The organism is Devosia sp. (assembly GCF_036563435.1).
In the GTDB taxonomy this organism is placed as follows: domain Bacteria; phylum Pseudomonadota; class Alphaproteobacteria; order Rhizobiales; family Devosiaceae; genus Devosia.
In genome coordinates this window covers 50,359-63,219 of sequence record NZ_DATCMJ010000008.1, presented here as the reverse complement: position 1 = coordinate 63,219, position 12,861 = coordinate 50,359, and the positions used below count along the sequence as shown (strand labels likewise).

Annotated in this window: 13 protein-coding genes; 11 read left to right on the top strand and 2 right to left on the bottom strand. The window is 63.6% G+C overall.

Translation table 11 applies throughout. The annotated features are described in order from the left end of the window. Positions 1-14: 14 nt before the first annotated feature. The 3 genes from VIL88_RS05225 to VIL88_RS05215 all read left to right on the top strand — a co-directional run bounded on the left by VIL88_RS05225 (position 15) and on the right by VIL88_RS05215 (position 2,785). Positions 15-881 carry an NmrA/HSCARG family protein gene (locus VIL88_RS05225; protein WP_331986710.1) on the top strand — a complete coding sequence of 289 codons (867 nt, stop codon included), beginning with the start codon at positions 15-17 and terminating at the stop codon, positions 879-881. A 69-nt stretch (positions 882-950) separates the two neighbouring features. Next, positions 951-1,610 (top strand): SDR family oxidoreductase, encoded by a 660-nt coding sequence (locus tag VIL88_RS05220; protein WP_331986709.1) that lies wholly within the window; start codon positions 951-953, stop codon positions 1,608-1,610. Between the two features lie 266 nt (positions 1,611-1,876). Next, on the top strand, positions 1,877-2,785 hold the full coding sequence (locus VIL88_RS05215; RefSeq protein WP_331986707.1) for a lytic transglycosylase domain-containing protein: 909 nt from the start codon (positions 1,877-1,879) through the stop codon (positions 2,783-2,785). Between the two features lie 5 nt (positions 2,786-2,790). On the opposite strand, the gene VIL88_RS05210 is transcribed toward VIL88_RS05215, so the two are convergent. Continuing rightward, positions 2,791-3,288 (bottom strand): cytochrome b, encoded by a 498-nt coding sequence (locus VIL88_RS05210; protein ID WP_331986705.1) that lies wholly within the window; start codon positions 3,286-3,288, stop codon positions 2,791-2,793. Positions 3,289-3,472: 184 nt separating this feature from the next. Here VIL88_RS05210 and coxB point away from each other — a divergent pair, with 184 nt between their 5' ends. From coxB to VIL88_RS05185, 5 genes are read left to right on the top strand one after another with little or no spacing between them, the layout of a single operon-like run. Then, complete coding sequence (gene coxB, locus VIL88_RS05205; protein ID WP_331986704.1) at positions 3,473-4,363, top strand: cytochrome c oxidase subunit II; 891 nt, start codon at positions 3,473-3,475, stop codon at positions 4,361-4,363. Further along, a complete protein-coding gene (gene ctaD, locus VIL88_RS05200; RefSeq protein WP_331986703.1) occupies positions 4,360-6,852 on the top strand; it encodes a cytochrome c oxidase subunit I in 2,493 nt (830 codons plus the stop codon). The genes coxB and ctaD overlap by 4 nt, the downstream gene beginning before the upstream one ends. Continuing rightward, positions 6,849-7,259, top strand: coding sequence for a hypothetical protein (locus VIL88_RS05195; RefSeq protein WP_331986701.1), 411 nt, complete (start codon positions 6,849-6,851; stop codon positions 7,257-7,259). Before ctaD ends, VIL88_RS05195 begins: the two co-directional genes overlap by 4 nt. Further along, on the top strand, positions 7,256-7,876 hold the full coding sequence (locus VIL88_RS05190) for a cytochrome c oxidase assembly protein (protein ID WP_331986700.1): 621 nt from the start codon (positions 7,256-7,258) through the stop codon (positions 7,874-7,876). The genes VIL88_RS05195 and VIL88_RS05190 overlap by 4 nt, the downstream gene beginning before the upstream one ends. Next, positions 7,873-8,865, top strand: coding sequence for a c-type cytochrome (locus VIL88_RS05185; protein WP_331986698.1), 993 nt, complete (start codon positions 7,873-7,875; stop codon positions 8,863-8,865). The genes VIL88_RS05190 and VIL88_RS05185 overlap by 4 nt, the downstream gene beginning before the upstream one ends. An 8-nt stretch (positions 8,866-8,873) precedes the next feature. On the opposite strand, the gene VIL88_RS05180 is transcribed toward VIL88_RS05185, so the two are convergent. Next, positions 8,874-10,361: a sigma-54 dependent transcriptional regulator gene (locus VIL88_RS05180; RefSeq protein WP_331986697.1), complete on the bottom strand. Its 1,488-nt coding sequence runs from the start codon at positions 10,359-10,361 to the stop codon at positions 8,874-8,876. A 170-nt stretch (positions 10,362-10,531) separates the two neighbouring features. Here VIL88_RS05180 and VIL88_RS05175 point away from each other — a divergent pair, with 170 nt between their 5' ends. The 3 genes from VIL88_RS05175 to VIL88_RS05165 all read left to right on the top strand — a co-directional run bounded on the left by VIL88_RS05175 (position 10,532) and on the right by VIL88_RS05165 (position 12,797). Beyond that, positions 10,532-10,714, top strand: coding sequence for a hypothetical protein (locus tag VIL88_RS05175; protein ID WP_331986695.1), 183 nt, complete (start codon positions 10,532-10,534; stop codon positions 10,712-10,714). Between the two features lie 66 nt (positions 10,715-10,780). Further along, complete coding sequence (locus tag VIL88_RS05170) at positions 10,781-12,583, top strand: M3 family oligoendopeptidase (protein ID WP_331986694.1); 1,803 nt, start codon at positions 10,781-10,783, stop codon at positions 12,581-12,583. Between the two features lie 49 nt (positions 12,584-12,632). Further along, positions 12,633-12,797, top strand: a complete 165-nt coding sequence (locus VIL88_RS05165; protein WP_331986692.1) for an aa3-type cytochrome c oxidase subunit IV — start codon at positions 12,633-12,635, stop codon at positions 12,795-12,797. Positions 12,798-12,861: the final 64 nt, after the last annotated feature.

Here is a 12,861-nt window from a genome sequence, read left to right as displayed (position 1 = left end):
CCGGAGTGATCCCCATGACCATCCTCGTAACTGGTGCCAACGGCACGGTCGGCCGTCACGTCGTCGACCAACTCATCAAGCGCGGCGCAGACATACGTGTCCTTGTCCGCGACACCAACAAAGCCGCTTTTCCCGCTGGGGTCTCGGTGGTGCAGGGCGACATGCTCGACATCGACTCGCTCCGTCAGGCGCTTGACGGCGTTTCGACCCTCTTTCTGCTCAATGCCGTTTCGCCCGATGAACTGACGCAGGCATTGCTGACGCTCAACGCCGCTCGCGCGGCTGGCGTAGACCGGGTCGTCTACTTGTCGGTGATCCACAGCGATGGCTACGTGAACGTGCCCCATTTCGCTGGCAAGTTCGCGGTCGAGCGCATGCTTGAACAGATGGGCTTTGGCGCCACCATCCTGCGGCCGGCCTATTTCATGAACAATGACCTGCTGATCAAGGACGCCCTGCTTTCCTATGGTGTCTATCCCATGCCGATCGGCGATCAAGGCATCGCCATGATCGACGCGCGCGACATTGGTGAAGTCGCGGCGCTGGAGTTGCTGCGTCGCGAGAATGCGCCAGAGGCCCTGCCACTGACGCGCATCAGTCTCGTTGGCCCCGAGACTCTGTCGGGAGAACAGGTTGCCGGCATCTGGTCGGACATTTTGGGCCGGACTGTCGCCTATGGTGGAGACGACACGGAAGGCTACGAGCAGAACCTGCGCGGTTTCATGCCGAACTGGATGGCCTTTGACATGCGCCTGATGAACGAGCGCTTCCTGACCGATGGCATGCGGCCTGAACCAGGCGACCTCGAACGTCTGACGGAGATGCTCGGCCGCCCGCTGCGCACCTATCGCGAATTCGTCACCGAAACCGTCTCGGCCTGAGCGGCAATCCTAACCAACTTTCATCACATAGGATCCCCGCAATGGGCCGTCCTGTTCAGGAGCATTATCATGAGCACAGCAACCAACGCACACACCTCCACGCGGATCCTGGTGCTTGGCGCCACCGGCGGCACCGGGCGCCTGATCGTCAAAGAGGCCGTCGCCAGGGGCTATGAAGTGACGGCCCTCGTGCGGTCGGCCGAGAAAGGCCAAGGTCTTGCTGGAGCAAGGCTGATCGTGGGCGATGCGCGTGACGCCGCAGCCATTCGCAAGGCCCTCAAAGACCAGGATGCGGTTGTGAGCGCGCTGGGCACTCCGCCCAGCCCCTTCAAGGCGGTACGGCTTCTCTCGGCCGCAACTCAGGTCTTGGTTGAAGCAATGCAGGCCGAAAACGTGTCGCGCCTGGTGGCTATAAGCGGCATCGGCGCTGGCGACAGCCGTGGCCATGGCGGCTTCGTGTTCGACCGGCTGATCTTTCCCCTGCTGCTGCGCAAGGTCTACGCCGACAAGGACCGCCAAGAGACCATTATTCGCGAGAGTGGACTGGCTTGGACTCTGGTGCGCCCAGCAATACTCAATGACAAGCCTAAACGCGGTTCAGTGCGCGCACTTGAAAATTTGGCGGGTTTCCACGGCGGAACGGTGTCCCGCAGCGACGTCGCTGGCTTTGTCCTTGATCAGGTCAAGACCGACACGTGGCTGCACCGCTCGCCTCTGGTCACGTGGTGATCGGAGGGGAACAGGCTGATCCTCGTCGGCATTGGTGGTCTACATTTGCTGAGGCCGGAGCCTCAATGCCAACGGAAGTCTATTTGCCGAGCCAGGCGACCACTGTCGATGCCAGTGCATCGGTGCCCACCAACTAGGTCGAGGATGCCGTCAATCACTGACAGGACTTGGAGGGGGAACTCGCGCCGGAGCTACGGGTTGGAGCATTGGCGCAGCGCCCCGAGGTGCCGCGGCTTCCATGTTACTGAAACCGACCCGAGCCGCCCTTGATCCGAGCAACGCTTCTGAGCTGGCTGGTGCTGCTTGCTGGCGCCGCCACTACCCCGGCCGGCTTCGCACAGGAGCCGGAGGGGCAGGCTTGCTATGCCATCGAGGGGCAGGATGTCTGCATCAGCCAGGACAGCTATCGCAGCGATGTGTGCAGCGCTCTGTCCTTCTATGCCCAGCGCTGGAACCTCCCAGCGGATTTCTTCGCCCGCCTGATCTGGCAGGAGAGCCGCTTTGATCCCGCGGCGCTCAGTCCGGCGGGCGCCGAAGGTATCGCCCAGTTCATGCCGGGAACGGCGCGGTTGCGGAACCTCGGCAACCCATTCAATCCCGCCGAAGCACTGGCACGCTCCGCCGAATACCTGCGCTTCCTCGAAGGCAAGTTCGGCAACCTCGGCCTTGCCGCTGCAGCCTATAATGGCGGGGAGGGAAGGATCTCGCGCTATGTGTCAGCCGGCGGCGGACCGCTTCCTGCCGAAACGCGCGCCTATGTCATGATCGTCACCGGTCATTCGGTTGACACATGGCTAGCAAATCCACCGCAGGAGGTTAGCTTTACGCTAGCCGAAGGCGTCGATTTCCATGCGGCCTGCCTCGATATGGCGCGGTCCGTCAGCGTACCCAACCTCGTCGCCAGTCCCGCGGAATGGCAGCCTTGGGGCGTATTGATCGCACAGAACGCCTCTGCCGACGTCGCCCGCATGCGCTTCGACCGCGCAAAGGCCGAGTTCAGTGCCGTCCTCGGCGCGGAAGAACTGATGCTGATCAGCGCCCGCAACCCGGCCTTTGGCAACAGCATGCGCTTTTCGGCAATGATCGGACGGCAGACCAGGGGCGAGGCGAACCAGCTCTGCCAGCAGCTGCTGGCGGCGGGCGGCAATTGCATCGTCCAGAAAAACGCCCCCTGAGGCGCTTACTTGTCCCGGTTGAGCGTCAGCATGCGGCGCAGGGAATCGTTGTGGAACACGAAGTGCTCGGCCAGCGCACCCAGCGCATGAAGGACTACCAGCGGGATCAGGAGGAGCCGGCCCAGCTCGTGCAGCTCTGCCGAAAACTCTAGGCCACCGAACCAAGCCACCAGCCCCGTCAACGGCATGAAGAAGATGAAGCCATAGAGCAGCATATGGGCTGCATGGCCCAGCCAGTTGACCACGGCCGGGTTGTCGGCATGGGCGACGGGAACACCCCGGACGTGGCGGATGCTCAGGCGGATAATAGCGAGTGCCAGGATAATGGAGCCGACAATGATGTGGAGCACAGCTGCGCCCATTTCCTCGGGCGGGCGTCCGTCCACGTGATCGTTGAAGGCCGCCTGCATTCCGGTGTTGACGGTGAGCTGGAAAATCACCAGCGCAGCTATGGTCCAATGGAGAAAAATCTGCACACTTGAATAGCTGGTCGGCGCCGGCATGCGGTCTCCTGTCGCGGGGCGGTGAACCGGAGGAACTCGACAGGGACAATGGCGTTCCCGAAATATCTCGAACGTGCGGGGGCTAATGACGCGAGAGACAGGCAGGGCGCCTTTTTCCTTTTTCCGGTTCTGTGGCGCCCTGGCGATGGCGTCGCTGCTAGCAGGCTGCAACGGCGAGCAGAGCATGCTCCACCCCGCCGGCGAGCAGGCGGAAGGGCAGGCACTGCTGTTCTGGGTCATGGCGATCGGCGCCGCCGTCATCTGGTGCGTCGTGATGGGCGCGGCCATCTACGCCGTCATTGGCAAGCGCAAACCCAGAAGCGAGAAGTTCGCGGACCGCTTCATCTTCTACGGCGGCGTTGCCTTTCCTACGGTTACCCTAGCGGCGCTGCTGGTCTTCGGCCTCGCCTATCTGCCCAACTGGGCAGGCAGTGAGGACGCCGACCTGCGCGTCCATGTCACCGGCGAGCAATATTGGTGGCGCTTCGCCTATGAGACGGCGGACGGCCAGCGGGTGGAAACGGCCAACGAGCTGCATCTGCCCGTGGGCGCCAATGTCGAGTTCGTCCTCAACAGTACCGACGTCATCCACTCTTTCTGGATTCCGGCGCTTGGCGGGAAGATGGACCTCATTCCCGGCCGCACCAACCTCCTGCGCCTTCGACCGCTGAAGGCCGGGGTCTACCGCGGCGTGTGCGCCGAGTTCTGCGGCCCCTCGCACGCCTATATGGCGTTTGAAGCCATGGTGCACCCGGTGGCCGATTTCGAAGCCTGGCTGACCGGGCAGGCGCAACCGGCCGATGCTGCGGGAAGCGAAGTTTTCGTCACCGCTGGCTGCGGCGCCTGCCATCGCGTGCGCGGCGTCAGCGAAGCCGGCTCGGTGGGGCCTGATCTCACCCATTTTGCCAGCCGCCGCAGCTTGGCCGCGGCGACGCTGCCGTTGACGCCTGAGGCGCTCGAGGACTGGCTGGTGGCGCCCTCGCATATCAAGCCCGACGCGCGCATGCCCGACTATGCTTCGCTCGACGATGCGCAGCGGCAGGCAATCGTTTCCTTTCTGATGGGGCTCAAATGACCGAGGACAAGCGCCAGGAAGAAGAGCAGCTTGCCAAGGTGTGGGAGCAGCCCACAGGTTTGCGCTACTTCTCCGACGTGAACAATTCCACGATCGGCGTCTGGTATATCTCGGCGTCATTCCTGTTCATGATGTTTGGCGGCGTGCTGGCGCTCCTGATCCGCCTCCAGCTCGCCTTTCCCGAAAACGTCTTCCTGCCCGCTCCGCTCTACAATCAGGTGTTCACCCTGCATGGCACGGTGATGATGTTCCTGTTTGCCGTGCCGATCTTCGAGGCGGTGGCAATCCTGATTTTGCCGGCCATGCTGGGCGCACGCGACCTGCCGTTTCCGCGGCTCTCGTCCTTCGGCTTCTGGTGCTTCGTGATCGGCGGCGTCTTTGTTTGCGGCTCGATCTTTTTCAACGCGGCGCCCGATGCGGGCTGGTTCATGTATCCGCCCTATTCCACCGAGCAGAGCGGCATCGGCGCCGATATCTGGCTCCTGGGCCTGAGCTTCATCGAAGTCGCCTCCATCGCCGCGGCGGTGGAACTGATCGTGGGCGTTCTCAAGTGCCGCGCCCCGGGCATGCATATCAACCTGACGCCGCTCTACGGCTGGTATGTGCTGATCGTCGGCGGCATGATCCTTTTCGCCTTCCCGCCGCTGATCGCCGGCGACGTCCTCTTCGAGCTGGAGCGGGTATTCGACTGGCCGTTCTTCGACGTCTCGCGCGGTGGCGATCCGCTGCTGTGGCAGCACCTGTTCTGGATTTTCGGGCATCCGGAGGTCTACATCATCTTCCTGCCCGCCATTGCGCTCCTGGCGATGATCGTGCCGACCTTCGCGCAACGGCCCATCGCAGGCTATTCCTGGATCGTGCTGTCGGCGCTCGGCACCGGCTTTCTGAGCTTCGGGCTTTGGGTGCACCACATGTTCACCACCGGCCTGCCGGCAATTTCGCTTGGCTTTTTTTCAGCCGCTTCTGAAGCTGTCGCCATCCCCACCGGCATCCAGATTTTCGTCTTCATCGCCACGGTGATGATGGGGCGGGTGACGCGCAGCGTGCCCATGCTGTTCTGCCTGGGGGCCTTGGCCATCTTCATCCTGGGTGGGCTCACCGGGGTCATGGTCGCGGTCGCGCCGTTCGATTTCCAGGTGCACGACACCTACTTCGTCGTCGCTCACCTCCACTACACGCTGATCGGGGGCATGCTGTTTCCGGTCATGGCCGGCATCCAGTATTACTACCCCTTCGTCACCGGCAAGGTGCTGTCGCGCGCCTATGGCATCTGGTCGTTCTGGCTGATGTTTGCCGGCTTCAACATCACATTCCTGCCCATGCACCTGACCGGCATGCTGGGCATGCCGCGGCGCGTTTTCACCTATAGCGCCGAGCGCGGCTGGGACATGCTCAACCTCGTGTCGAGCGTGGGCGCCTTCATCTTCGCCGCCGGCTTCCTGGTGATGGTGTGGGACTGCGTCCGCCCCAAGGGCAAGGAGCCCTATGCCAAGCGCAATGTCTGGAATGCCGGAACGCTGGAATGGTCCGGACCCGTGCCGGCGCCGAGCTGGGGCATGCGCTCGATCCCCCAGATTACCAGCCGCTATCCGCTGTGGGACGACAAGAACCTCCTGGCGACAATCGACGAGGGCAGGGGGCTCCTTGCCGACGCCAGGGAAGGCAGACGCGAAACGCTGGTGACCTCGGTGCTCGACGCGCAACCGCTGCAGGTGCTGCGGGTGGGCGGGCCGAGCTGGCTACCGATGATTGCAGCGATCGGCCTCGGTGCCGTGTTCATTTTCGCCACCTGGCACCTGTGGTGGCTGACGCTGGCCGGTGGCGTGGTTTTCCTCGTTGCCGTGCTTGTCTGGCTGTGGACCGGCACGGCCGAAATCCCGGAAAAGCCCACCAAGGATGTGGGTGGCGGCCACGTCCTGCCGCTCTATAGCGCCGGCGTGCGCTCCACCGGCTGGTGGGCCATGTTCATCACCATGACAGGTGACCTCACCGCCTATCTGGCGCTCTTGTTCGGCTACTTCTTCTTCTGGACCGTGCATGAGCAGTTTCCGCCACCGGGCGTCACCGGTCCGGGCTGGCAATGGCCGCTGCTGGCCGGACTCGTCATGCTGCTGACCTGGGGGCTCACGTTTGGTGCTCGCATAGTCAACAGCCGTGGGCATGCCATCCTGGCACGGTGGCTGCTCGGACTCAGCCTCGTCAGCGCCGTGGCCGCGGGGGCAGCGCTTCTGGCCGGACCTTGGTTCACCGGGCTCGATCCGACCTCACATTCCTACCCAGCGATCGTCTGGACCCTTGCGGTATGGATCGTGCTGCACTTCGCCGCCGGCATGATCATGCAGGCCTACTGCCTGGCGCGCTCGATCTGCCGCAAGCTGACCCCGGACCATGACGCGGACCTTTGGAACGTCACCCTCTACTGGCATTTCACCACCTTCTGCGGGCTGCTGACGGCTCTGGTCATAGGAGGCTTTCCGTTACTGGCATGAGTACTCCCCAGCGCGCCCATGATGAAGTCGAAAGGGAAACCGGCCATGGCACGGATCTCTGGACGGTGATCGCCTCGCCGATCATCTGGTCGGTCCATTTCCTGTTCTGCTACGTCTATGGAGCGGTCTACTGCGAAAAACTCGGGCGCGACGCTCCACTCGCCGATGCCCGCATCGTCATCATCATCGCGACCGTGGTGGCCCTGGCGGCCATCGGCCTTTCCACCTGGCGGCTGTGGCGTGTCCGGGCGCGCAGCGTGACCGACAACGACTTCGAGTTCGAGCACAATACGCCTGAGGAGCGACACCGCTTCCTTAGCCATGTGGCACTGATGCTCTGCGTCCTGTCAGCCGTGGCCGTGCTCTATGTCGCCATTCCCATGCTCTACTTGGCCAATTGCCGATGAGTGATCGCAGCGTTCTCTATGTTGGATTGCTGGTGCTGGCCCTGGCGTGGCTGGGTCCGCTGCCGGGCCTCGTGCCGATGAGCTTTGCCGCCCATATGGCGCTTCACATGACGGTGGTGGGTATCGGCGTGCCCTTGGTGGCCATTGGTCTTGCGCCAATGGTGGCCGAGCGGCTGCCAGCCTCGCAGATCATGCTGCCCATCGTCATCAGCCTTGTCGACCTGGTGGTGGTCTGGGGCTGGCATGCCCCGGCGTTGCACGACGCGGCGCGGAGCATGCCCTGGGTCCTTGCTATCGAACAGGCCTGCTTCTTTCTCGTCTCGCTTGCCGTGTGGGTGCTGGCGCTGGCCAGCACGGCACAGACCCGCATGCAGGCGGCCCTGGCCGGTGCGCTGTCGCTGTTTTTCACCTCCATGCACATGACCCTGCTCGGTGCCCTGCTCGGCCTCGCTCCACGGCCCATGTTCAGCCATGTGCATCAGGGGCTGTTCGACCTTTCCGGCCTGGCCGACCAGCAATTGGGCGGCGTCATCATGCTGGCGATCGGCGGCGTGATCTATCTGGCCGGCGGACTTTCTCTCGTAGCGCGGGCGCTGCGCCGGGAGGCTCAGGCATGAAAAAGCACGATTTCAAGCCCTATGTCGTCGGCGGCATCTTCGGCGTGCTGGGCCTGGCGCTCTTGCCGGTCACCGGCATCCTCAACTTCGCCGCCGAACCGGAACAGTCGGACCTGACCGACCTCTACTTCCGCCTCGCCTCGCGCCAGTCCATCGCCCTGCGCAGCTATGACCTCCATGTGGAGCCGACGGACGATCCACTGATGGTCGAGCGCGCGGCCGGCCACTACGAGATGGTCTGCGCCGATTGCCACGGCAGCCCGGCCGCGCCGCCGCAGCGCTTCGCCGCCGACCTTTCGCCCCAGCCGCCGCTGCTGATGGAGCAGTTGGACCGCTGGCGGCCCGACGCGAGGCTGTTCTACACGGTCAAGCACGGCATCAGGCGCACCGCCATGCCGGCCTGGCCCAGCCAAAAGCGCGATGACGAGGTCTGGGACATGGTGGCCTTTCTCAAGGTCATGCCGCAGATGAGCGCTGCCGAATACGAGGCCATGGCCGGTTCGGCCCGCTGCGCGGATTGTCATGGCGAGGAGGGGCAGGGCGGCGGCGCCGGCCTGCCGCGGCTTGACATCCAGACTCCGGCATACATCGAGGACGCGCTCGAAGCCTTCCGGCTGGGCTCGCGGGAAAGCGGCACCATGAAGGCTGCGGCCGCGCAACTGGATCAAGACGCCATTACCCGCCTTGCCGAGCGCTATGGGCTGGGGATCGAGGTCGCGCCGGAAGGCAATCAGCGGGGTGCCGACATTGCTCGCCTCGGCATTCCCGGCGAAGATGTCGCCGCCTGCGACTCCTGCCATGGGCCGGCGGGCGATCCGAGTTACCCCCGGCTGGCCGGGCAGGACAGGGATTACCTGCTGACGCAGCTCAAGCTCTTCAGCGAACTCGGCGCCGAGCGCGGTGGGCACCGGGCCAACATCATGGCCAAGGCCATCGGCACTTTTTCCGAGGAAGACATGGAGGCCGTCGCGGACTGGTACGGGCAGTAGCCCTCGCCTCAGGCGGCGTCGTTGATCAGCTCTTCGGCCAGGCCATATTCATGCAGCTTGCGATAAAGCGTCGAGCGCCCGATCTTGAGCGCCCGCGCCACGCGCGACATGCGGCCGCCATGGTGCTCAATGGCAAAGACGATGGCTGCGCGTTCGATCTCGGCAAGGGCTGCAATTTCGCCGGTCGGAGCAAGGAAGCGATCGGGCACGGGAGCGGGTTCGTCCTGCACCACGCGCGGCCGCGAGGCCGCCGCGTCGATATGCACGGGCGCTGCGGGCACCGGCACGGCCTCCAGCGCCTTGAGCGAGATATCGCGCCCCAGGGTCTGGCTATAGATCTGGGGAAAGTCCACCGTCTCGAGAAAGGCGCCGTCGGTCAGGATGATGGCCCGATAAACCGCATTTTCGAGCTGGCGGATATTGCCTGGCCAGTCATAGGCCATGAGGAGGTCGAGCGCTGGAGGCGAGATGCCCAGGACGCGCTTGCCGGCCTCGGCGGAAAAGCGGGCAATGAACATCGAGACCAGTGCCGGCAGGTCTTCCATGCGCTCGCGCAGCGGCGGAACATAGATCGGAAAGACGTTGAGCCGGTAATAGAGGTCCTCACGGAACTCGCCTGACTTGGCGAGGTTCAGCAGCCGCCGGTTGGTCGCCGAGATCACCCGGACATTGACCCGCTCGGGCCGCGATGCACCCACCGGCTCGATCTCGCCATCCTGCAACACGCGCAGCAGCTTGCCCTGGATTTCGGGCGCAAGTTCGCCGATCTCGTCCAGAAACAAGGTACCGTTATGCGCCTCGGCGATCTTGCCCGGCTGATCGGTGACCGCGCCGTGGAAGGCCCCCTTCTTGTGGCCGAACAGGACTGCCTCCACCTGGTTGGGCGGGATGGTGCCGCAGTTGACGGCGACAAACGGCTTGCCGGCGCGATCGCCTGAGCCTTGGATGACGCGGGCGATCAGTTCCTTGCCCACGCCGCTTTCACCCTCGATCAGCACCGGGATGTTGGACTTGGCCGCCTTGCCGCACAGCGTCAGCACGCGCGCCATGGCGGGCGCCTTGGCGATGAGGTCAGCGCTCGTAAAGGTGCCGCTCTTGCGCGCCCGCTCCGCGCGGATGGCCGCTTCGAGCGCGTCGAGCTTCATGGCGTTGCGCAAGGAGATGACGAGCCGCTCCGGCGCTACCGGCTTGACGAAATAGTCGGCAGCGCCGTTGCGCATGGCCGAGATCACGGTCTCGAGCGATGCATTGGCGGTCTGGATGATGACGGGCGTCGTCAGCCCCTCGCGCCGCATGGCGTCCATCACGCCCATGCCGTCGAGGTCGGGCATCACGAGGTCGAGGATCATGGCGCCGATATTGCGATCGTCGCGCAGCAGCCGGAGCGCCTGTTCGCCGCTGGTCGCGGTCAGGGGCTTGAACCCGGCACGATTGGCGACCTCGGCGGTGAGGCGCAGTTGAACCGGGTCATCATCGACTACGAGAACGCGCGTCATCCAAACTCCTGAAGTCTTCTTGCTCCGGCATCGAATCGTGTGCCGTTTTGGGAGCAGGATGGGTGGAGGCGGGTTAAGGGCCGATTAATCATGCGCCGTTTTCGGGGACGCCGCTCGGACGCAACCGAGGCGGTGCCGTCCGTGTTTGGATTGGAAACGGAGACCACGACATGGACATGCATCACCGCACCGGGCTTGAATTCATCGAAGGCTTTGCCCTTATGGCCGGGGCCCTTTGGCTGCTGGGCGCCCTGTTCTTTGGCACCATGGCTTTTATCGGCAGTTCGGGCGGAGAGGGCGATACGCCGGCCTCCAACCAGACGCCGGTCGCCAACTCGCCCGTGACGCAGTAGCGCCTTCACAGGCGGGTGCGCTCTGGCTAAGGTCCGCGCGCAAATCGGACCAGCCGGAGTTCAGCCATGACCGCACCAGCCCAAAAGGGCCACAATCAGTTCGGGACCTTGCCGGTTTGGGACCTGTCGGATCTCTATTCCGGCAAGGACAGCCCGGACTTTGCGGCAGACCTCGAAAGGGCCAGGACACTCGCCGCCAAGTTCGAGGCTGACTACAAGGGCAAGCTCACCGAACTCGCCAAGGCCGGCCGGCTGATCGAGGCCATCAGGGACAGCGAAGCCCTTGGCGATCTCAGCGGCCGCATCGGTTCGTTCGCCTTCCTGCAGTATGCGCAGAAATCCACCGACCCCGACCGCGCCAAGTTCATGGGCGATACCAACGAGGCGCTGACCAGCCTCTCGACCAAGGTGCTGTTCTTCGAGCTCGAGCTCAACCGCATCGCCGATACCGATCTGGATGTCGCGCTCGACAAGGATCCTGAACTGGCCCGGTATCGCACGTGGTTTGCCGAGTTGCGCAAGGCCAAGCCCTACCAGCTCGACGACAAGCTCGAAGAGCTGTTCCACGACAAGTCGGTCACCGCCTATTCCGCCTGGAACCGTCTGTTCGACGAGACCCTGTCGAGCCTCGAATTCGAGGTCGACGGCGAAACCCTCAACATGGAAGCAACGCTGCACCTCCTTTCCGAGAAGGACGCGGCAAAGCGCGAAGCGGCGTTCAAGGCGCTGAGCAAGACGCTGGCGGCCAATGGGCGGCTCTTCACCCACATCACCAATGTCCTCGCCAAGGACAAGGAAATCTCCGACCGCTGGCGCGGCTATCAGGACATTGCCGATTCGCGGCACATGGCCAATTCGGTCGAGCGCGAGGTCGTCGATGCGCTGCAGGAAGCGGTGCAGGCGGCCTACCCGCGTCTTTCGCACCGCTACTACGCCATGAAGGCCAAATGGTTCGGCAAGGACAAGCTCAATGCCTGGGACCGCAACGCGCCGCTGCCGACGAGCGACGAACGGACCTGGGACTGGGACAGCGCCAAGACCACGGTCATGGAAGCCTATGGCAAGTTCTCGCCCCAGCTTGCCGAAGTGGCCGCACCCTTCTTCGACAGCGGCTGGATCGACGCGCCCACTGGCGACGGCAAGCTCTCGGGCGCCTTTGCCCATCCCACCGTGCCCAGCGCTCATCCCTACCTGATGCTCAACTACATGGGCCGCTCGCGCGATATCATGACCCTGGCGCACGAACTGGGCCATGGCGTGCATCAGCGCCTGGCGGCGGCGCAGGGGCCGATCCTCAGCAATACGCCTTTGACGCTGGCGGAAACGGCATCGGTCTTTGGCGAGATGCTGACCTTCCGCCACCTCCTCAACAACACCACCGACCCGCAGCAGCGCTTTGCGCTCCTCTCCTCAAAGGTCGAGGACATGCTCAATACGGTGGTGCGGCAGATCGCCTTCTATACCTTCGAGCGCAGGGTCCACACCGCCCGCCGTCAGGGCGAGCTCAGGACCGAGGAGATCAACCAGATCTGGCTCGACGTCCAAAAGGAATCGCTGGGTGACGCCATCATCCAGAACGAAGGCTACGAGATCTTCTGGACCTATATTCCGCACTTCATTCATTCCCCCTTCTACGTCTATGCCTATGCCTTCGGTGACTGCCTTGTGAACTCGCTTTACGCGCAGTATGAGAAAGCCAGTGAGGGCTTTGCAGAGCGCTATTTCGAGCTGCTCAAGGCCGGGGGAAGCAAGCATCATTCCGAGCTGCTGGCGCCGTTCGGCCTCGATGCCAAGGACCCTCAATTCTGGTCGCTTGGTCTTTCGATGATCGAAGGCTTGATCGACGAGCTGGAAGCGACTTCACCCTGAGGCCCGAGTGATCGGCGCCCGATTGAGACGACTGGACTTAGAGGACCATATGGCCAAGCACCGCCCCGAGCACCACGCAGAATTGCAGGTGGAGTCTCCCATGGACTACGCACAGCACGAGGCGACCTATAACGGCTTCCTCACGGCCGTTAAGTGGTCGACGCTGATCATGGCCGTATCCATGATCGTGCTCTACTTTCTGATCCGGCCCTGATCGCGGCATCCTAGCAGGCATTTGAACCACGCCTGCCCGACCGGCAGGCGGGCAGGAGACTTCC

Excerpts from the sequence above, each read along its gene's own strand:
- VIL88_RS05225 (WP_331986710.1), top strand. The coding sequence starts at position 15 with ATGACCATCCTCGTAACTGGTGCCAACGGCACGGTCGGCCGTCACGTC.
- VIL88_RS05220 (WP_331986709.1), top strand. The coding sequence starts at position 951 with ATGAGCACAGCAACCAACGCACACACCTCCACGCGGATCCTGGTGCTT.
- VIL88_RS05210 (WP_331986705.1), bottom strand. The coding sequence starts at position 3,288 with ATGCCGGCGCCGACCAGCTATTCAAGTGTGCAGATTTTTCTCCATTGG.
- coxB (WP_331986704.1), top strand. The coding sequence starts at position 3,473 with ATGCTCCACCCCGCCGGCGAGCAGGCGGAAGGGCAGGCACTGCTGTTC.
- ctaD (WP_331986703.1), top strand. The coding sequence starts at position 4,360 with ATGACCGAGGACAAGCGCCAGGAAGAAGAGCAGCTTGCCAAGGTGTGG.
- VIL88_RS05195 (WP_331986701.1), top strand. The coding sequence starts at position 6,849 with ATGAGTACTCCCCAGCGCGCCCATGATGAAGTCGAAAGGGAAACCGGC.
- VIL88_RS05190 (WP_331986700.1), top strand. The coding sequence starts at position 7,256 with ATGAGTGATCGCAGCGTTCTCTATGTTGGATTGCTGGTGCTGGCCCTG.
- VIL88_RS05185 (WP_331986698.1), top strand. The coding sequence starts at position 7,873 with ATGAAAAAGCACGATTTCAAGCCCTATGTCGTCGGCGGCATCTTCGGC.
- VIL88_RS05180 (WP_331986697.1), bottom strand. The coding sequence starts at position 10,361 with ATGACGCGCGTTCTCGTAGTCGATGATGACCCGGTTCAACTGCGCCTC.
- VIL88_RS05175 (WP_331986695.1), top strand. The coding sequence starts at position 10,532 with ATGGACATGCATCACCGCACCGGGCTTGAATTCATCGAAGGCTTTGCC.
- VIL88_RS05170 (WP_331986694.1), top strand. The coding sequence starts at position 10,781 with ATGACCGCACCAGCCCAAAAGGGCCACAATCAGTTCGGGACCTTGCCG.
- VIL88_RS05165 (WP_331986692.1), top strand. The coding sequence starts at position 12,633 with ATGGCCAAGCACCGCCCCGAGCACCACGCAGAATTGCAGGTGGAGTCT.